Below are 19336 nucleotides of genomic sequence, written 5' to 3' on the forward strand. Positions count from 1 at the left end.
ACATCGTTAGGAGGAGCGAATGGCGTTGCGGCCCGGCGCGATCGTGGGTGGATACCGGGTGATTCAGCAGCTGGGTAGCGGCGGAATGGGCACGGTCTACCTGGCGCAGAATCCGATTCTGCCCCGCCGCGACGCCCTGAAGGTACTCAGCTCCGAGCTATCCTCGGACGACGAGTTCCGGGCCCGATTCGAGCGCGAAGCCAATCTCGCCGCGGGCCTGGACCATCCGAATATCGTCGCGGTGTACAACCGCGGCGAGGAGGACGGGCAGCTCTGGATCGCGATGCAGTACGTCCAGGGCACCGACGCCGCCGAGGAGGCGAAGCGAGGTCCGGCGGTCATGACGGCGCAGCGGGCCTTGCGCATCGTCGCCGAGGTCGGCAAGGGTCTGGATTACGCCCATCGGCGCGGTCTGCTGCATCGCGACGTGAAACCGGCCAACTTCCTGCTGTCCGCGCCCGACGCGGGCGATGACGAGCGCGTCCTGCTGACCGACTTCGGTGTCGCCAAGTCCGCCGAGGACGGCCAGGATCTGACCCAGACCGGGAACTTCATGGCCACCGTGGCCTACGCGCCACCGGAGCAACTGGTCGGCACCAGCCTCGATCCGCGGGCCGATATCTACAGCCTGGGCTGCGCCTTCTACAAACTCGTCACCGGGCAGAACCCGTACCCGTCGACCATGCCGGCCGTGGTCATGATGGGTCACCTGAACGAACCGCCGCCGAAGATCAGCGCGCTGCGGCCCGATCTGCCGCCTGCCCTGGACGCGGTCATCGCGAAGGTCATGGCCAAGGACCCGGCGGAGCGATACGGCACCTGCCGGGAGTTCATCGTCGAGGCGCAGGCGGCGCTGTACGGGACGCCCGCGCATCAGCGCGCGCCCGGCTTCGAGACCGATCCCCGCGCCACGCTGCCGGGCTACCGGATCGAACCGCACACCCCCGCCACGCCCTACCCGGTCGAGCCGCACACTCCGGTCCCGCCCTACAACGCGATTCCCCAGACGACCGGACACTGGCCGACGCCCGGCCCGCAGCATCACATCGAGCGGACCGATCAGTCCCTGGTGAATACGGCACGAAACGGACATGGCGACAGCCCGGCGCGGAAGCGAAAGTTCCTGATTCCCGCCGTCATCGGTGTCGTGGTGGCCCTGGCGATCGCGGCGGGCACCTACTTCCTGACCCGGCCGGAACCCACCGGCGGCTCGACCCTGGCCGATGTCCGCGCCCAGCATCCGGCCTTCGACGGTCGCACGGTCACCGCGCTCAACTACGGCAACGCGACGCTGTCGGTGGCCTTGAACCCGAGCTCGCAGGCCGAGTTCCTGCAAGGCATCGGATTCCGCTACAGCACCAAGTACAAGGCCGTCGGCGACGAGAAATCACCCCGTCAGCTCTCGATCAACGCCTCGTCCTCGGATCTGGAATCCGAGGTGGTCATCATCTTCCGGACCGACAAGGACGCGGGCAACGGCGGCTTCCGCGGCCTGCCGACGGGCATCGCCAACAGCTCCGCGCGGATGGTCATCGTCGACGATCTGTCCACCGTGCAGGCCTTCCAGGTATGGACCGAGCAGTCGAGCGCGCTGCTCGTCGAGAAGCTGGTCCCGAAGATCGCCGAGGTTGTGAAGTAGGACTCGTCTGCGGCCCGGCGGCGCCCCGCGGCCGGGCCTGGTTCGTCGCCGACACGGTGACCTGGGGATTGCTGCACTTGTGCAGGCCAATCGCTGTAGCGCGAGCAGATCGCATTCGGTAGGGTGATGCCCAGCCAGCCCACTCGCGGACAAGTTGTAGCGAGCAGGGGGAAGGAGGGGATCACGCGCTGGCTAGCGACCGATGCGACGGCACCGCGGTCGAGATGTCCGGGGGGATCTCATCTAGACCCCCGTCCTCGGTGTAGCTGGTCGATTTCGCGCCGGGCCACGGATCCACGGGAACCGCCGAATTCTTTCGGATTCGGATGGAACCGATCGGGCTCAGGATGCGTCCAACATTATGAACAGGGTCAACCGACACCTCGGACGTTGACAGCAAGCAGGAGGAGGAAGTCCCCATGGCGGGAAACCAGCAATTCGTTGCAAGTACTGAAGAGATCAATGCGAAGGCCAAGGAATTCCAGGAGCAGCACGACAAGCTGATGATCGCCATCCGTCAGCTGAAGACGGACGAGGACAACGTCACCAACGGCGCCAACTGGCAGGGTGCGGCGCGTGACGCCTTCAACGCGTTCATGGAGCGCTACTACGTCCAGGCCGACAAGATGAACGACAAGCTCATGGAGACCGCTGACAAGCTCTTCAAGATGAGCAACTCGTTCGACGAGAACGTCAACGATCACGCTGCCAAGGTGCAGGCTCAGATCTCGAGCCTCGACCTGCCCGCGCTCTGATCCACGACAAGCCACACACTCTTAGGAGCCCATCATGAGCAAGCCTATCTCCGCTAATTTCGAAGGTGTCGAGGCCGGCGCGCAGCAGATCGTCAAGCGCGGCCGCGAGATCGGCGACGAGCTGCAGGCCTTCCACCAGAAGGTCGACGCCTTCTTCCAGACCCAGGGCGGTGCCGCGAAGGAAGCCGCCCAGCAGTTCCAGGCCACCTGGAACCAGCACGTGCAGCAGCTGAACGAGACCCTCAGCGGCGCCGGCACCCTGGTCAGCACCGGTAACTCGGAGCTGCAGAACACCGACACCGCCATGGCGAACCTCTTCTGAGTTCAGCTCGGAAACAACTCGGGCCCCGGCACTGTGTGCCGGGGCCCGAGTATTTGTGTGGCCGACTAGGAGTCGGGCATGACATGCACAGAGCCGACGAACTTCTCGCAAGTCTCCCGCAGGGCATCCCAGTCGTCCTTGTACTGGCAGCCGATATTCACCTGAATTCCGTACTCCGCCAGGATGAACCAGCGCACAGTCGAACCGTCACCGGGCTTCTCCGTGTAACCGAGACCGGAGCGACCACCGAAGACGTAGTCCCGCCGCAGATCCGAGAGAACGGGCTTGTCCTTCATCTGGTTCTCCAGATCGGCCGCGATCTGCTGGTAACCGACACCGGGTGCGATCCTGCGCTGCGTGACGATCAGCCGCTGCTTGGTGCCGTCGAACGGGGTCAGCTCCACCCGGTTGTTGTCGGCCGAGGGTTTGATCGTCCACAGATCCGGGGCCACGAAGGTGACATTGCCGAACTTCTCCTGCCCCTCCGGCCCGGGCGGGCCCGGCTTGGCCGAAGGCTTGCCCGAGGGCCCGGGCGGCAGGCCCGCGTCCGGGGGCAGCGCGGAACTCGTCGCGGCGACAGTGCCGCCCCCGCCCTCGTCCTCGGAGCCACCCAGCAGGACCACCGCCGTCACCGCGGCCACCACTACGACGAGAACCGCTGCGGCGGAACCGAACACGAGAGCGGTCTTACGACGGGCCGGTGCCTGCTGTGCCGCGGCGGTCTCCCGCAGCGGTTGCATCCACTCGTTGGACGGCATCACCGGCCGCGGCTGCGGCTCCGGACGGCGTTCCGGCTCGACCGGCTGTGAGCCGCGCACCAAGTCAACTCCTGAAATCGACCGCAGATCCGCCTCGGGTCCACAGGATTGCTGTACCACCGACCGGACCAGATCGAGCTTGGCGGGGTCCGCGATGCCGAGAATCTGGACGGCGTCGACCGGACGACCGTCGAGCAGACGGTCGATCAGGGCGCCCAGCCGATCCAGGGCGTCCGGCGCGATACCGTTGCCCGCGAGCGTGATCTCCGGCTCGAACTCGGTGGATTCGATGTGTACGCCGTCGTGGCTGCGCACCACGGTGGTGGCGGTCGTGGACACCATGCCGAACTCGACGACCACGGTGCGACGGCTGCGCGCCGTACCGCTGTCGGCGGACACGGCGCGAAAAGCCATGTCCTCGAACACCACCTGATGGGTGAAGCGGCGCACGGCATCGTCGAGCATGCCGCGCCGGGCCGAACCCCACTCGGTCGGGCAGACCACGGTCACCTGATCGCAGGGGGTGGCGATGCCGAGATTGTCGAAGATGGTGCCGACCACATGGGTCAGCGCCTCGACCACCGACGGCACCCGCGGCGCCAGCGCGATCCGATCCGCCGGAACGAACTGCACCGCACTGGAAACCTGGGTGGGCGGTGTCAGCGACTCCCCGATCACCAGATTGCCGTTGCTGCCCAACACCACCGACGGCGCCACCGTCCAGTGCGTGTTCGGACCGACCGCCCAGATCCGGGCGTCGGTCACGATCAGTTCGACCCAGGATTCCGTTGCGGCCGCGGTCATTCGACGCTCGGCTGCCAGGCCAGCTGGATGAGGCCCTGGGTATTGCGGGTGATGTAGGTACCGCGGCCGGGCGGCTGCGGGCTCGGGCGCACGGTACCCATGAGCACACCCTCGTCCTTGCTGCAGCTCATGATCAGACCGGCGGAGCCGATGTCCTTCATCCGGGCCAGCACGCTGTCGTACATCGCGCGTGACGCGCCACCGGAACGGCGCGCGATGACCAGGTGGAAGCCGACGTCGCGAGCATGCGGCAGGTGTTCGACCAGCGGCGCGACCGGATTGCCCATCGAGGTGGCGACCAGGTCGTAGTCGTCGATGATCACGTAGAGCTCGGGCCCCTGGAACCAGGAGCGCTCACGCAACTGCTGCGGCGTGACATTGTCCGGTGGCTGCCGCTGGGTCAGATACGCCGCCAGATCGTTCATGTTCTTGGTGAACAGCGGCGCGGCCGACGCGTAGGAAGCCTGGTAGCCCTCGGGGATCTGGCCGAGCATGCCGCGCCGGTAGTCGGCGACGATGAAGCGCGCCTCGTTCGGCGTGTTCGTGGCGGCGATACCGTCGATGATCTGGCGCAGCAGGGTCGTCTTACCGGATTCGGTGTCACCGATGATGATGAAGTGGCCGCTCTCGTTGAAGTCGATGAAGACCGGCGCGAGCTCGGATTCGTTGACACCCAGCGGAATTCGCATATTGCGCACACCGGGCTGGATCTGCGGCCAATTGCCGAGCATCGAGAGCAGCTGATCGCGGTGCAGCAGCTCGGGCAGCATGCGGGCGGCCGGGGCCGCGCGACCGGGCGTGAGCCGGGCAATGGTCGACACCGCGTCGGAGACCGCCTGACCCAGCGTGGTCGGGTCCGAACTGCCGTCGATGCGCGGCAGACCGGTCAGCATGTGCAGAGTCTCGGGAGTCATACCGCGACCCGGACGGCCCTGCGGGACCAGCGCCGCGAACTTGCGGCCGAAATCGGAGTCCATCGGGTCACCGAGGCGCAGCTCGATGCGGGTACCGATCTGATCCTTGAGCGCCGGACGGGCCTCCGCCCAGCGAGCCAGCGCGATCACGACGTGCACGCCGTAGGACAGACCCTGCACCGCGAGGTTCATGATCGGCTGCTCGAGCGGATCGAAATCCTGACGGATCGAACCGAAGCCGTCGATCACCAGGAACACGTCACCGAACGGATCCTCGTGCGCGCCCGCGGCGGCGGGGCTGCTGGCCGGATCCACCGAGCGCAGGCGGCGGAACTCCGCCATCGACTCGATATTCAGTGCGCGGAACTGCATTTCACGCGCGCGCACGATCGAGGTCATCTCGGCGATGGTGCGCCGGACCTTGTCCTCGTCCATGCGGCCCGCGACCGAACCGACGTGCGGCAGACCCTCGAGGCTGGCCAAGGTACCGCCACCGAAGTCCAGGCAGTAGAACTGCACCTGTTCGGCGGTGTGCGTCATCGACATGGACATGATCAGGGTGCGCAGCGCGGTCGACTTACCGGACTGCGGACCACCGACGATGGCCACGTTGCCGCGGGCGCCGGACAGGTCGACGACCAGGTTGTCGCGGCGCTGATCGTAGGGACGGTCCACGATGCCGATCGGGGCGCGCAGGCCCGCGATCGCCGAGTATTCGCCGGTGAGCACCGAGCGCGGGTTGAGCACATCCAGGGTGGGCGCCTCGTCCAACGGCGGCAGCCAGATCTCGTGTGCCGGGCGGCCGTGGCCGTGGATCCGGGAGACCAGCATATTGACGTTGGAGATCTGCTCCCCGTCCTCGTTGATGTGCTCGGTCTCGTCGGGAGTGGCCGCGCTGGGCAGCGGAAGCCGGTCGATGGCCCGGAAGTCCACGTGGTGGGCGGTGAACGGTCGCGCCTTGACGTCGACTTCGCCGCCGGCCACACCGGCCTGGGTGACATCGCGCTGCGAACCACCACCGACATACGGACCGGACACGTAGGACGCCTGGAAGCGCTGGATCTCGCCCGAGTCGGACTTGAGATAACCACCACCGGGCACACCGGGCAGGTTGTAGGCGTCCGGAACACCGAGGACCTGGCGGGATTCGTTGGCGGAGAACGTCTTCAGGCCGATCCGGTAGGACAGGTGCGATTCCAGGCCCTTGAGCTTGCCCTCCTCGAGCCGCTGCGAGGCGAGCAGCAGGTGCACATGCAGCGAGCGGCCCAGCCGGCCGATCATCACGAACAGCTCCGCGAAATCCGGGTGCTGGGTGAGCAATTCGGAGAACTCGTCGAGCACCACGAACAGCGCGGGCAGCGGGTCCAGATCGGCGCCCGCGGCGCGGGCCTTCTCGTATTCGGAGACATTGGCGAAGTTACCGGCCTGGCGCAGCACTTCCTGGCGGCGGTTCATCTCACCGGCCAGGGCGTCCCGCATACGGTCGACCAGGTCGGCTTCCTCTTCGAGGTTGGTGATGACCGCGGCCACATGCGGCACACCGTCGAGGCCGAGGAAGGTCGCGCCACCCTTGAAGTCGACCAGGACCAGGTTCAGCTGATCCGGCGAATGGGTGGCCAGCAGCGAAAGCACCAGGGTGCGAAGGAATTCCGACTTACCGGAACCGGTGGCGCCGATGCACAGACCGTGCGGGCCCATACCGCTCTCCGCGGCTTCCTTGATGTCGAGTTCCACCGGCAGGCCGTCGGCGCCGACACCGAACGGGACACGCAGGCGTTCGCGGCCGTAGCGTGGCCGCCAGGCGTGCTCGGGGTTGAAGGTACCGATATCGCCCAGGTGCATCAGCTGCGCCCAGGTCGAAATGACCTCGGCGTCACTGGTATCCGCGTCGCTGGACTTCTGTGTGGCGGCGCGGTAGGGGGCCAGGCGGCGGGCCACCTGCTGGGCCTGCTGGATGCTGATCCGGTCGATGGTGGCGAAACGTTCCTGATTGCCGGTCGCCCCGCGGCCGATGCACTCACCGTTCTCGATGACCATCTTGATGCCGCGCGAAATCGCCAGGCGCGGAGCGTATCCGCACAGGTCGATGATGGTGACGCCCTCGTAGCCGGATTCGCGCAGCTGATCGTCCTCGGCCTCGAGCAGGCCGCCGTCGACCACGATCACGATGTGCACCAGATTCGCGTTCGCGGGCTGGTTGCGCGAATAGCGCACGCGGGTGGCGAGCAGCGGATGCAGGCTGGCCATGGCTTCACGGATCGAGCCGTAGAACATGCGCTGCGTCCCGATGCCGTCCTGGGCATCGGGGTGCTGGGTGTGCGGGAGCCACTTGGTCCACTCCCACTCGCGGGCGGTGTCCGGGCCCGCCACGACGGCGACCAGCACCTGATCGGGAGCCTGGAACATGCACAGCTGCAACAACATCGCGCGCGTCATGTCGCGGGCCTCGGCGCGATCGCCGTCCAGGGCGATGGTCGCGAAGCCCTTCACCGCGATGGCGGTGGGCAGGTCGGGCACCGTGGAGTGCGCGCGCACGAAGCGGCGCAGCGAGACCGCGGCGATCGGTTCCAGCTCTTCGACCGGGCCGGTTTCCGGCGCGACCAGGCGGGTGGCCAGGCGCTGACCGCCGATGCCGATCCGGGCGTGGCAGAAATCCTTGTCGCCGGCCCGGCGCTCCCACATGCGGCTGGTGCCCGCGAGCATCCAGATCAGCGTCGGCTCGGGATGGCTCCACTCCACCGAGGCGCGCTGCTGGGTGGCCGTCTCGTTGACATCGCGGCGGACCTGATCGAGGTAGCGCAGGTAGTCCTTGCGATCCTCGTTCGCCTCGGACGCCTTCTGTCCCTTGCCGCCGCCCTGACCGGCGAACATGCCGACCATGGAGAAGACCATCATGAGCGGGAACATCATGGTCATCGGGTTGGACCCGAGCTTGTCGATGCCGCCCTGCATGCTGATCATGAGGGCGACCATGCCGACCATGGCGATGATCATGACGACGGGCATCAGCTTGCCCAGCAGATTGCCCGGCGTCACCCGGGGGATCTCGGGTGGTGGCTGCAACGTGACTTCGCCGCCAGGGGTTCGTGGCATCTCACGACGCGCACGCCTCTGAAACCGGACAGTACTCATGCTGAAGCGAATCCCCCTCTTGAAAGCTTGCAACTTCGGCCTCAGTGTAGAGGCGCCCGCCGAGATGTCGTAGAGTTCGACCAGCATTCTGCTGCCCAGATGATGGGTGCGCAAGCTCGCCCCCTGCGCGCGAGCCTGCGGAAAGACAGAGGTTAGACCGATTTGGGGGAAGCTTGACGCACGCGCGACTTGACCACATCGACGAAGACTCCTCGCGCGGAATCGTCCGTGCGCCGGATCTGGCGCGAGTCACCATTCTGGCCAAACACACGCAGGTCGACATGGCCATCCCGGTGGACGTGCCGGTCGCCCTGGTGATCCCCAGCGTCGTCGACATGGTCGCACAGCACAGCCGCTCCAATGACTTCGACAACGAGGGTGAGCGCTTCGAACCGGCCGAGTGGGTGCTCGCCCGGATCGGTCATCCGCCCTTCTCCAACTCGCTCAGCCTCGGCGAGCACGGCGTCCGCGACGGCGAGCTGCTCATGCTCGAGTCGGCTTCGCAAATCGCGCCGGTGCCGCTGTTCGACGACATCATGTACAACGTCGCGATCGCCGACACCGACCACTACCGCAGCTGGACGCCCAAGACGGCACGCGTCACCGGTTCGGTGCTGGCCGCGCTGACCATGCTGGTCGGCTGCCTCGGCCTGCTCATGGCGCCGGACGCCATGCCGGTGTGGGTCAGCGGGTCCATTCCGCTCGGCGTGGGCATCCTGCTGGTCGTGGCCGGCATGGTGCTCAGCCGGATGTACGGCGACACCTCCACCGCGCTGATCCTCGGCGGATGCGCGCTGCCCGCGGCATTCACCGCCGGCATGCTCTACGTCCCCGACCATTACGGCTGGGCGCACATCCTGCTCGGCTCAGTACTGCTCGGCGCGACCGCGGTCCTGGCCTGGCGGGTCACCGGCGTCGGGCTCGCGCTGTTCATCGGCGCGGCCACCCTGGCCGTCTACGCGGTCCCGGCCGCGCTGGTCGGCCTGCTCACCGATCAGTCGACCAAGGCGATCGGCGCGGTCGCCGCCGCGCTCGGCCTGGCCGGTCTGTCGCTGTCGCCGCGGATCTCGATGCTGCTGTCGAAGCTGCCGCTGCCGCCGGTCCCCTCCCCCGGCACCCCGATCGACCCGACCGAGGACGATCCCGACGACCACCGCGCGCTGCCCACCATGGACGCGCTGCGCCAGAAGTCCGAACGCGCCCGCATGTACCTCGGCGGCCTCGTCACCGCCACCACCCTGGTCACCGTCGTCGGCGCGCTCGCCGGCGCCGACCCGGCGGCCAAGAGCGTCTACTGGCCCGGTGTCGCCCTGGCCCTGGTGTGCGCCGTCGTGCTGATGTTCCGCAGCCGCACCTACGCGGGCGCCGAACAGGCCGTGGTGCTGATCATCGGCGGCGCCTCCATCGTGCTGCTCATGCTGGTCGGCGCCAGCTTCATGGAGATGCCGCTGGCCATCTTCGGCGCCGCCATGCTCATGCTGATCGCGGCCCTGATCCTCGGCATCATCATCCCGAACCAGGAAGCCACCCCACCCATGCGCCGCGGCATCGAACTCCTCGAATACGGTTTCGTAGCCGCCGTCCTGCCCTTGGTGTTCTGGGTAGCGTCGCTCTACTCGCTCGTGCGCGGGCTGTGAAGCGGGGACTACGGGTCGCCGCGGTCGCGGCCACAGTGGGGTTGAGCGCTTCGTTCGGGATCGGGGCGAATGTTGGGGTGGCGCAGGCGGAAAGGCCGCCGTCGATCGATGGGGTGGCGCCTCCGGCGGGTGATCCCGCTGTGCCCCTGGAGAAGACCGAACGGCCCGCATCCAACGGCACCTGCAACAGCACTGTCAAAGGCGGCGACGGCCCGACCATTCCGGCCGCCCAACAGTCGCTGGACTTGGAGCGTGCCTGGCAGTTCTCCAAGGGAGCGGGTCAGGTGGTCGCAGTGATCGACACCGGTGTCGCGCCGCATCCGCGACTGCCTGGACTGCGCGCCGAGGGCGATTACGTCGCGAATTCCGGTGATGGAAGCGAGGATTGCGACGCTCACGGGACGTTCGTCGCGGGCTTGATCGCAGCCACACGGGTCGATGGACAGGGGTTCGCCGGTGTAGCGCCAGAGGCGCAGATAATGTCCATCCGGCAAACGAGCAAGTTGTACCAGAAAGAGGGCGCCTCACAGAACAAGCGTCCGGAAGACTACCCAGAAGGCTATGGATCCACCACCACGATGGCAAAGGCTATCGTGCGGGCGGTCGACAAAGGTGCCACCGTAATCAACATCTCCCTTGTGGCATGCGGTATTTCGAACACGGGGGATCTGGACGTCGGCGCGGCACTCAAGTACGCCGTGGATCAAAATGTCGTCGTTGTCGCATCCGCCGGTAACGAAGAAGACAGGTGCAAGACGCCGAATCAGGTGATCGATCCACTGGATCCAACTGCGGACCCGTGGAGCAATGTCAGCACCCAGATCACGCCAGTCCGGTGGGACGAGTATGTGCTGTCCGTCGGATCGATCGATGCCAATGGTGCGCCGTCGTCGTTCACGGTTCCTGGACCATGGCTCAGTGTCGCAGCTCCCGGCTCGGACATGACCTCGCTCAACCCGATTCAGGACAACGGTCAATGGACCACCGCCGTCGGGAAAGTCGAACGCGACAAACAGTTGAGCATTTCCGGAACCAGCTTCGCCTCGCCGATCGTCGCGGGAGTCGTCGCACTGGTCCGCGCCCGCTTCCCGGAGATGAGCGCACGCGAGGTGATGAAGCGGATCCAGGCGACCGCCCACGCACCGGCAGAAGGCTGGAACAAGTACATCGGCTACGGCGCGGTCGACCCGGTCGCGGCGTTGACCGATGTCGTCAGTGGCGAACTTCCACCCAAGCGCCCGACTCCCGCCAAGAGCCAACAGCTCGCCGTGCCGAAAGCCCCACCACCACCGGACAATACAGCCCGCAACGTCTCACTGATCGGCACCGGCATCATCGGCAGCGCCCTGATCCTCGGCTACTTGGCCTCATTCCCGATCCGCCGCCGCTTCGGCGTCCGCAACGACGAGGCCTAACGAGCAACACAAACAGCCCATACAGACAGCGCCACAGCAGCGGGCCGGGTTCAGGCAATAGCCTCGAACCCGGCCCGAGTTGTATTCGCCGACTTCGGCTGCAGCATCGGCCGCTGCCAACAATTCCCGCGCCGACCCCAGGCAAAGGCCGCGCAATACAGCCCTAACTGTCTCGCCCCATTCGCACGGACATCATCGGCACCGTCATGATCCTCGACCATTAGACGCCCTGCCGAACTACCGTCGGTTCGGCGCTTCGTATCGACGACGGATAGTCACAGGTATAGATCATGCGAAGAGTCGTGTCAGGCAATCTGCCTGACACGACTCAGATTGCATTCAGCGTCTACTAGACGAAGCCTCCGCGAATGCCGATCGCGTAGACCGGATTACCGTTGATGTCGTTGTGAGCGACATAGCAGTAGTACTCACTCCATGATGTATGGGTAGAAAGCGGATCCTGCCTCGCCCGGTGTTCCGCCATCTTTTGTGCCGCAACCGCATTGCACTCATCCAGATTCATCGCGTTCGCGGTACCTGCGCCGAGGCCGACCGCGAGGCCGGCGATGGCGGCAAAGGACGCTGCGGCCAATGCAACTGTCTTCTTCATGTCTCCCAGGTCCGTTCGATCTGCGGCAACGCGCTTCCTACATTGCCTTTCGGTCGAGGTACGCAATCCACACCAGGGCAACGAAATCGACTTTCCCCCGGGTTGTTTCGGTGCCCTCTCCCTATATGACGCACTCCAGCCTGGTTCGGTTCCATCCGTTCTGGACCGTTGAGCAGAGCGAAGCGATTCCCCCGTGCACAGGGCAACAGCACAACGGTTTCCGCGACGTCACACATGCGTCTGCGTGTAGATAGTGGTGGAAACCCCCTGTGAGGACACTGTTTACAAGGTCGCCCTTCCGAAGTCACTCCCGCGCAAGGGTTACGGGCGCCTTCTGGTGAGGGGCGATACGTGCTGGGCGCGTTATAGGGGACTCCCCGACGTTGCACACCCCACTGTGTGTGCGTAGTACCGAACAACGGTGCGAAGTCACGATGACTGCGGCGAGCCTCCAGAAGGTCGGCTCTCAGGCGGGGTGCGAGGCCCCTCCGGGGAGGGGACGGGATGTGCTGGGCGCGTTGGGTGCCCTACCGAGCTTACCTCCGCAGTCCCAGTCGGATGCTGGATGTTCTCGAGGGCCCCGCTGTGGTCCGGTTCAGGGCATCTCGAGATTCGCTTGCGACACGGGGTTCGGCGCGCCGGGGCAGGTCACTTCACAGTGGTTTTCGGGACTCTGCACACCCGTATGCGTGTGCGGAGTGCCGAACGCGTGTGTGGAGTGCTGAACTGTGGGGTGCGATTTTCACGCTCGGAGCGGTAGCGGTGCTGGCCGACGTCGTCGCCGGCGAGTCTCGAGCGACGCGCATCGGTCGGTTGGCACTCGCAGGTTGGGGAGCTGGTCAGAGAGGCTCCCCGTCGAGTAGCGGTTCGGCTCGCGCATAAGAGGTGTAGTCCCGGAAGTGCTTCGAGTAGAGGTCGGCGGTTTGGGAGAGGTCGGCGGATAGGCATGGGGAGATGTCTACGACGTGCTTCAAGGTCAGGGTGATCGTGGCACCGTGGGCGTTCGTGGTGACGCCCTCCTCGGTGCGTGCCTTCTCGAAAGCGAGGGCGCGGGCGGATATTTCGTTGTCCGCGTAGAGCAGGACGGTGTCCTCCCGGTAGAGCGGGGGCGCGCCTTCGGAGTTCGACTCGAACAGCAGGATCGCGATGTACGGAGCCATCAGACCACCGGCTCGGCTTGGGTGGATTTGAAACGGATGACGACCACGGCACCCTTTTGGACACAGGTCAGTACGGACAGTGATTTGTTGTGGCGGATCAAATACTGCTCGCAAGCGGTGATCGATCCGAATTTCGCGTCCTGGTGGAAGGGTTCGGCTGACGCCGTGCCCGCCGCGGCGAACGAGCCCGCGATGGCGGCGGCCAGCGCACTGGTGAGGACGATCTGCTTCATGACGCCTTCTTTCGTTGGGTCTGCCTCTCCCCTCTTGGACGCGGCCCGCACGGGATCGGTTCCCCGTTCACCCCGGGGCGAGTAGTAGCGTCTGCGGGGCGGCGCGCTGGGCGTCGTGCCCGATCGATCGCAGGTAGCACCATGTCCGAGAACCAACCGAGTCGTCGTCAACACTGGGAGCGGTCCACGAGTGTGCCGATGATGGCGCTGGCGGTGGCGTTTCTCGGCGTGTACGCCTGGCATGTGCTCGATACGGGGGCCTCTCCGGTACTCGATGCCTGGCTGACCCGGATCGACATCACCATCTGGGTGTTGTTCGCGGCGGATTTCGCGATCCGGGTGTGGTTGTCCACGAATCGGTGGCGGTTCCTGCGGAATCATCCGGTCGAGTTGCTGATCGTGCTGTTGCCGCCGTTCCGTCCGCTGCGCCTGCTGCGCGCCGCGCTCCTGCTGCTGGACACGCTGAACCGCAACACCCGCACCCGCGCCCGCATGGCCGTATTCGTCGGCGCAAGTTCGGTTTTGACGCTGCTGCTGTGCAGCTTGGCGTTCTTCGACGCGGAGTACGGCGCGCCGGACAGCAAGGTCGCCAACTTCGGTGACGCGCTGTGGTGGTCCGCGGTGTCGGTCACCACGGTCGGTTACGGCGACGTCTACCCGGTCACCACCGAGGGCCGCCTGATCTCGCTGATCCTCATGACCTTCGGCATCGGCCTGATCAGTTTCGCGATCGGCACCACCACCAGCTGGGTGATGGATCAGCTGAAGGCGGTCGAAGCCTCCGCCGAGGCCACCGATCGGGAGATCGGCCTGCTGGTCCAAGAGGTTCGGGCGCTGCGCGGCGAGGTGGCCGAACTGCGCGGCACTCCGAAAGAAGAGCACCAGGTCTCCTGAAACTCGCTCCGGATGCGACGATTAGCCCGGCCCGTGATCGTTGCGGGTGAGAGCGAGTGGGTTATGAGTGTTGGTGTGGGACGTGACCAAGTGTCCGGAAGACAGGCGGCCGCGGTCGTTCTCGCGGTGCTCGGCGCGTTCGTCTGGGGGTTCGAGGCCGTGCTGGCCTGGGACAAGTCGACGCACCCGAAGTTCCAGGCGGGCACCTACATCCATCTGGCCTGGTTCGAATTCAGCGCGGCCCGCGTCCTGGTGGTCGCGATGTATTCGTTCGGCCTGGTCGCCACCGTGCTCCTGCTCGGCGCTTTCCTGATCATGATCCGGCGCTATCCGGCGGGCCGCGTCCTGGTCGCCGCGGGCTGCGCCCTGGTGCTGGCGGGCCAGACACTCGTCCTGATCCTGACTCTGCTCCGGTACGACTCGTTCTACAACCCGCCGACGAGCTTGGCCGCCACCGAACTGCTCATGCTGTGCCCGCTGATCACGCTCTGGTGCGTTGCGGGACGCACCAGAGCGCGGCGGTCGCCTGCTGCCGCTCGAGGCGGCAATCGATCCGCGCGACGGGCTGAACCTGTCGGTGGACCTTCTCGTAGGCGAACTTGAGGGTTCTCGCATCGGCGGTTGCCGACATGTGCCCGGATCCACCGGTGGCGGCGTCCAGTCGTGACGATACCCGTCACCACCTCTGCGGCCGAGAGTCCCTCCGCTGGTGAGCAATTCGATTGAGCACCCCGTCGTAGGTCGCTTTCGGTGCCGGCCTTCCGGGGGACGAGATGTGCTGAGCACGTCGAGTGCCCTACCGGACTTACTCCACAGACCCAGCCGGAAACTGGACGCTCGCCAAGCGCCCCTTGCGGTCCGGTTGAGGGCAATACCCGATCGTTGCGGGGCAATGCCCAGCGACAAACCGTGGCCCCTGTCGCATCGACCCGCAGCCGACGAGCAACACACGATCGAGACATGCCCAGCGACAGTGACTTCACAGGCGCTTCCATCACCTCACACAACCGACTGCGAGTGCGCAGTCGCGAAAAGTACTGTGAAGTCGCTGTTTACGGTGTGGACACGCGACGTTCGACCGATGGCGTGGCCGCCGGCGCGACCACGCATCGGAAACTAGCCGCTGGCCTTACCGACCGTCTGCTTCGCCGGGGACGGGTCGGGTGAGACACCGTCGTGGGCGACCATGGCTTCCTCACGGCCGAGAGTCGGCCCGTTGGCGAGCAATTCGATGATCTGCCACGGCGCCGGTTCCGGTTTGACGCCCGCGTCGGCGTCCATGCCCAGTGCTTTCTGAGCTCTCGCGTCCTTGATGCCGTAGCGGACGCCGGTGTCGGCGATGTAGAACAGGCTGTCCTTGCGGCGGCTGGTTGCCTCGATGCCGGTGGTCTGGACGAAGGCGCCGGTGGCGGGCGGAATGTAGACCGAGTCGGCGTTGGGGCCGGAACCGTCGGCCTGGGCCAGCGGCACGGTCTTCGCGTTGTCCGGGATCGGCAGCTTCAATCCGGTGATGATGTTCAGGTCGGCTCGCTTGCCATCCTTGTTGTCGGCTGCCTCCGGGATCGGCTTCCAAGACATGCAGCTGACCAGCTGGTCGTCCTGGGACACCAGCTTCGGCGCGGTCTTCGGATAGTCCTGGACCTGGAGGGAGTTGGAAACCGGCGCGTTCGAGCGTTCGTTCTGGCTGATCCGGCTGTCATCGGGCTGACTCGGGTTCGAGTTCTTGATGATGTCGGCAGTCAGTTTCGAGATCTCCTGCAAGCCGTTGCTCAGCACCACGAGGTACTGCTTCTCCGACGGCACCTCCACCACGTCACCGATGCGGTGGTTGTTGATCGTGTAGTTGACCGAACCACCGCGGTTCTCGAACTCTGGCGCCTTGATCGGCAGCGTCGGCGGGATCGCGTTGATCAGCCCGTCGCTGACCTTCTGCGGCTTCTCCCCGGTGATGCCCAGTGCGTCGGTAACAGCGCGCTCGTTCATATTGATTTCGGCGCGCTTGTTCTCATACACCAGGTAGGTCTTGTCCTTGGCCTGCACCAGCAGCGCCTTGTCGCCGGGCATGACCGAAGCCTTCGCGCCCAGCTCCGGATCGCCTGCGATCACCGTGGTGGTGAGATCGGTGCTACCGCCGCCACCGCGCACATCGCACACCGACCAGCTACGGCCGTCGCCGCTCTTGCCGAATCGCAGCGCGGCCGGCGCACCGGGAATACCGATCAGCTGTCCGCGCGGCTTCTTGCTGAGCTCGGATTCCTTCACCGAGGTCGGCTTGCCCGGATCGTCGGCGGCCAACTGGGCAGACGCCAGGTTCAGCGCCGGATGCACCACATCGTCGATCACGACGTAGACGCCGCCGGATTCCTTGCCGATCAGCAAGGTCTTGTCCTTGATCGAACCCTGCGGTTTCAGCAGCGCGAGAATGCCGCAGCCCGCCAGAATCACGATGCCGAGCACCAATCCCGCGGCATAGGCGCGGGATTGGGAGCGCATCGGATCGTGCAGCATGCGCACATCCCGGCGCACCAATGCGTGTTCCATCCGGCGCACCAGGAAGCGGTAACCGCTCACCTGCCAGCGCGTAGTGGGTTTTGAAGGCATCTTTCCTCCCCCGAACAGTGCTCACGTCCGGCCAACACAGTACAGTTCCCGGGGAGTCTTGTTCAGTTCGACCGGTGGATCACGGTCGATATCGGGTACTTGGGGGATGAGGATGGCCGAATCAACCGGGGTGGGGCCGCGTCCGCTCTTTGGCCGGGTCTCGCTACAGAACCTGCTGGTCGCGCAGGTCATCGCACTGGTTGTCGGTTTGGGCGTGCTGCTCTTCGGTGTCGACAAGTGGATCGCGCTGGGCGCGGCCGTGGTGGCGGCGCTGATCCCGCTGATCCCGATCGCCAAGCGCACCCTGCTCGACTGGATCGCCACCTGGTGGCGCTACATCACCAAATCCGATTACCAGATCGGTGACACCGTCGACTTCCGCGGCCCCGACGACCGGTCCCTCGGCCTGTACTGGGACGGCAGCCGCGTCGTCACCGTCGTCGAGGTGCTGCCGCCGCGCGGCGGGCTGACCCGCATCTCGTCCTCCACGGTGCACGCCTCGCACCTGCTGCCGCTGCCCGAACTGGCGAAATGCCTCAACCAGCACGACATTCTGCTCAGCGGCATCGATATCGTCAGCCACGGTCACCGCAGCCGCGCCGGTACGCCCGCGGGCAAGATCTACGAGTCGCTGCTCGGCCCGCTGCCCGCCACCGCGCATCGCGCCGTCTGGCTGGCCATCAGCTTCGACGCCATCGCCTGCCCGGATGCCGCGGCCCGGCGCGGCGGCGGCACCGAGGGCGCGTCACGCGCGGTCACCATCGCAACCCAGCGGATCATGCGCACGCTCGAGGACGCCGATTGCAGCGCCCGCATTCTCACCGCACCCGAGATCCGCAAGGCCGTTCTCCAGATCACCGCCGGTTTCGACCCGCGCAACCTCACCCACCGCTGGCGCTACGCCGAGATCGGCAATGCCGTGAACATCGGCGCCGCCGTCGACCCGAAGCGGCTGGGCTCGGACCTGCTCGCCCAACTGTGGGTCGCGCCCTCGCGCGGCACCACGGTCGCGGTGCGGCTGCGCCCGGGCAGCACCGCCGAGACCGTCAGCATCGGCGCCGCCTGGCGACTGACCGCGCGGGAACTGCCGGAGCGCTCGAAACTCAAGGGCATGATCTCGATGGCCGGACGGCACCGCGACGGCCTGCTCGGGCACATGCCGCTGGCCGCGCCCGGCGTCGACGACACCGTCCCGATGACGGAGTATCCGATCGATGTGATCGGCGCGCTGCACCTGCCGTCCTCGGGCTGCGGTCAGCTGATCGGCTCCGACGAGGAGAACCAGGGCGTCGCGATTCGTATTGTCGGCCAGGGTATTTCGACCGTCTACGTGGCGGGCGAGCTGTATCTGGCCCAGCAGCTGGTGTTCCGCGCGCTGGCCGTCGGCGAGCGCATCCTGATCCGCACCGACCGCTCACACGCCTGGGAACAGCTGGTGCAGACCGTCGGTAACCCGGAGCGGTTGACCATCGCGGTCGAAACCCACCAGTCCGACGCCGGTTTCACCGCGACCGTGGTCGACGGTGTGCTCGCGCCCGCACCACACGCCGGTGTCACCACCATCTACGTGACCGGCGACCCGATGGGCTGGCCCGCCACCCGCCCCGACCTGTCGATCCACCAGCCCGGCGCCATCGGCAACCACGTCATCCTGCGCACCGGCACCGCCCAGGTCGACCTGACCTTGGTCTCGATCCCGCGTGAAGCCACCTACATCGGCCATCCGCGCGGCCGCCAGCAACAGCCACCGCAACGCCAGATGCAGGGTGCGGGTCCGCGCCGCTAGCCCGGGTAAGGATCGACGCCGCGCGCCGTGCGCAGAGTCGTTGCCCACCAGGCGAGTTGGGTCAGCATGCGGTCGGCGGCGTCGATGGCGGCGCTGTTCTGGGTGATGCCGGTTTTGTCGAACTGCTTCTTGGCCTGAGGGAAGCTGGGAGTTTCGCGTACCGACACCATGTGTAGTTCCGCAGCGACCTGCCGCAACTGCTCCACCGCGCGCAGGCCGCCGGAGAGACCGCCGTAGGAGACGAATCCGACCGGCTTGGCCCGCCATTCGTGTTTGGCGGTGTCGAAAGCGGTTTTGACCGCGGCCGGGTACCCGTGGTTGTACTCGGAAGTCACGACGACGAAGGCGTCCGCGGCCGCCAGTCGGGCTCGATACGCCACCGCCTCGGGCGTGTCGACCAGGTTCTCCGGCAGCCGCGCCTCCACGAGATCGATGACTCCCGTATCGAATTCCGCTCTGCGCCGCGCGGCCCCCACGAACCAGGTGGCGACGACCGGGGCGAAACGCTCCGGCCTGGTACTGCCCACGATGACCTCGAGCCGCAACGGATTCTCCACGCCGCCGAGCCTAGCTCCTGGCGCGACGCAGATGATCGTTCGCTGGTGCAAGGCACGGCGCGGTCGCGGGCGGTGTACCCGTTGGTCGGCAGGCGCGGACGTTAATTCCGGCTATGCGG

At 66.2% G+C, this 19336-nt stretch carries 15 protein-coding genes; 8 read left to right on the top strand and 7 right to left on the bottom strand.

Annotated features, from left to right (window positions below; translation table 11 throughout):
• Positions 1–19: 19 nt before the first annotated feature.
• The 3 genes from ACFVMC_RS01690 (at position 20) to ACFVMC_RS01700 (ending at position 2716) form a co-directional block, all read left to right on the top strand.
• Positions 20–1639, top strand: coding sequence for a serine/threonine-protein kinase (locus ACFVMC_RS01690; RefSeq protein WP_379205901.1), 1620 nt, complete (start codon positions 20–22; stop codon positions 1637–1639).
• A gap of 419 nt (positions 1640–2058) precedes the next feature.
• Entirely contained in the window at positions 2059–2394 is a 336-nt protein-coding gene (locus ACFVMC_RS01695) for a WXG100 family type VII secretion target (RefSeq protein ID WP_379205903.1), read from the top strand.
• Positions 2395–2428: 34 nt separating this feature from the next.
• Entirely contained in the window at positions 2429–2716 is a 288-nt protein-coding gene (locus ACFVMC_RS01700; protein WP_379205905.1) for a WXG100 family type VII secretion target, read from the top strand.
• Positions 2717–2781: 65 nt separating this feature from the next.
• Here ACFVMC_RS01700 and ACFVMC_RS01705 read toward each other — a convergent pair whose 3' ends face one another.
• Complete coding sequence (locus ACFVMC_RS01705) at positions 2782–4278, bottom strand: type VII secretion-associated protein (protein WP_379205907.1); 1497 nt, start codon at positions 4276–4278, stop codon at positions 2782–2784.
• Entirely contained in the window at positions 4275–8324 is a 4050-nt protein-coding gene (eccCa, locus tag ACFVMC_RS01710) for a type VII secretion protein EccCa (RefSeq protein WP_379205909.1), read from the bottom strand. The genes ACFVMC_RS01705 and eccCa overlap by 4 nt, the downstream gene beginning before the upstream one ends.
• Positions 8325–8497: 173 nt before the next feature.
• On the opposite strand from eccCa, the gene eccD reads away from it, so the two are divergent.
• Together eccD and mycP are read left to right on the top strand one after the other, a co-directional pair.
• Complete coding sequence (eccD, locus tag ACFVMC_RS01715) at positions 8498–9961, top strand: type VII secretion integral membrane protein EccD (protein WP_379205911.1); 1464 nt, start codon at positions 8498–8500, stop codon at positions 9959–9961.
• Positions 9962–10101: 140 nt separating this feature from the next.
• A complete protein-coding gene (gene mycP, locus ACFVMC_RS01720) occupies positions 10102–11376 on the top strand; it encodes a type VII secretion-associated serine protease mycosin (protein ID WP_379205913.1) in 1275 nt (424 codons plus the stop codon).
• Positions 11377–11725: 349 nt separating this feature from the next.
• Here the strand turns inward: mycP and ACFVMC_RS01725 are convergent, their stop codons facing one another.
• The 3 genes from ACFVMC_RS01725 to ACFVMC_RS01735 form a co-directional block, all read right to left on the bottom strand.
• Positions 11726–11986, bottom strand: a complete 261-nt coding sequence (locus ACFVMC_RS01725; RefSeq protein ID WP_379205915.1) for a hypothetical protein — start codon at positions 11984–11986, stop codon at positions 11726–11728.
• An 839-nt stretch (positions 11987–12825) separates the two neighbouring features.
• A complete protein-coding gene (locus tag ACFVMC_RS01730; RefSeq protein ID WP_379205917.1) occupies positions 12826–13146 on the bottom strand; it encodes a DUF4288 domain-containing protein in 321 nt (106 codons plus the stop codon).
• Positions 13146–13379: a hypothetical protein gene (locus ACFVMC_RS01735; protein ID WP_379205919.1), complete on the bottom strand. Its 234-nt coding sequence runs from the start codon at positions 13377–13379 to the stop codon at positions 13146–13148. The genes ACFVMC_RS01730 and ACFVMC_RS01735 overlap by 1 nt, the downstream gene beginning before the upstream one ends.
• A gap of 141 nt (positions 13380–13520) precedes the next feature.
• Here ACFVMC_RS01735 and ACFVMC_RS01740 point away from each other — a divergent pair, with 141 nt between their 5' ends.
• Both ACFVMC_RS01740 and ACFVMC_RS01745 read left to right on the top strand, forming a co-directional pair.
• Positions 13521–14273, top strand: coding sequence for a potassium channel family protein (locus ACFVMC_RS01740; RefSeq protein WP_379205920.1), 753 nt, complete (start codon positions 13521–13523; stop codon positions 14271–14273).
• A 90-nt stretch (positions 14274–14363) separates the two neighbouring features.
• Positions 14364–14876 (top strand): hypothetical protein, encoded by a 513-nt coding sequence (locus ACFVMC_RS01745; RefSeq protein WP_379205922.1) that lies wholly within the window; start codon positions 14364–14366, stop codon positions 14874–14876.
• 513 nt (positions 14877–15389) lie between these two features.
• Here ACFVMC_RS01745 and eccB read toward each other — a convergent pair.
• Positions 15390–16874 carry a type VII secretion protein EccB gene (gene eccB, locus ACFVMC_RS01750; RefSeq protein WP_379205924.1) on the bottom strand — a complete coding sequence of 495 codons (1485 nt, stop codon included), beginning with the start codon at positions 16872–16874 and terminating at the stop codon, positions 15390–15392.
• A gap of 112 nt (positions 16875–16986) precedes the next feature.
• Here eccB and eccE point away from each other — a divergent pair, with 112 nt between their 5' ends.
• Positions 16987–18660, top strand: a complete 1674-nt coding sequence (gene eccE, locus ACFVMC_RS01755; protein ID WP_379205926.1) for a type VII secretion protein EccE — start codon at positions 16987–16989, stop codon at positions 18658–18660.
• On the opposite strand, the gene ACFVMC_RS01760 is transcribed toward eccE, so the two are convergent.
• Complete coding sequence (locus ACFVMC_RS01760) at positions 18657–19217, bottom strand: NADPH-dependent FMN reductase (protein ID WP_379205928.1); 561 nt, start codon at positions 19215–19217, stop codon at positions 18657–18659. The genes eccE and ACFVMC_RS01760 overlap by 4 nt on opposite strands.
• Between the last annotated feature and the right edge of the window lie 119 nt (positions 19218–19336).

Origin of the sequence: Nocardia sp. NPDC127579 (assembly GCF_042672005.1) — a bacterium.
Lineage (GTDB): Bacteria > Actinomycetota > Actinomycetes > Mycobacteriales > Mycobacteriaceae > Nocardia.

What these genes read in the sequence shown, in the direction of transcription:
- ACFVMC_RS01690 (WP_379205901.1), top strand. Translation starts at nt 20, where the DNA reads ATGGCGTTGCGGCCCGGCGCGATCGTGGGTGGATACCGGGTGATTCAG.
- ACFVMC_RS01695 (WP_379205903.1), top strand. Translation starts at nt 2,059, where the DNA reads ATGGCGGGAAACCAGCAATTCGTTGCAAGTACTGAAGAGATCAATGCG.
- ACFVMC_RS01700 (WP_379205905.1), top strand. Translation starts at nt 2,429, where the DNA reads ATGAGCAAGCCTATCTCCGCTAATTTCGAAGGTGTCGAGGCCGGCGCG.
- ACFVMC_RS01705 (WP_379205907.1), bottom strand. Translation starts at nt 4,278, where the DNA reads ATGACCGCGGCCGCAACGGAATCCTGGGTCGAACTGATCGTGACCGAC.
- eccCa (WP_379205909.1), bottom strand. Translation starts at nt 8,324, where the DNA reads ATGAGTACTGTCCGGTTTCAGAGGCGTGCGCGTCGTGAGATGCCACGA.
- ACFVMC_RS01725 (WP_379205915.1), bottom strand. Translation starts at nt 11,986, where the DNA reads ATGAAGAAGACAGTTGCATTGGCCGCAGCGTCCTTTGCCGCCATCGCC.
- ACFVMC_RS01730 (WP_379205917.1), bottom strand. Translation starts at nt 13,146, where the DNA reads ATGGCTCCGTACATCGCGATCCTGCTGTTCGAGTCGAACTCCGAAGGC.
- ACFVMC_RS01735 (WP_379205919.1), bottom strand. Translation starts at nt 13,379, where the DNA reads ATGAAGCAGATCGTCCTCACCAGTGCGCTGGCCGCCGCCATCGCGGGC.
- ACFVMC_RS01740 (WP_379205920.1), top strand. Translation starts at nt 13,521, where the DNA reads ATGTCCGAGAACCAACCGAGTCGTCGTCAACACTGGGAGCGGTCCACG.
- eccB (WP_379205924.1), bottom strand. Translation starts at nt 16,874, where the DNA reads ATGCCTTCAAAACCCACTACGCGCTGGCAGGTGAGCGGTTACCGCTTC.
- eccE (WP_379205926.1), top strand. Translation starts at nt 16,987, where the DNA reads ATGGCCGAATCAACCGGGGTGGGGCCGCGTCCGCTCTTTGGCCGGGTC.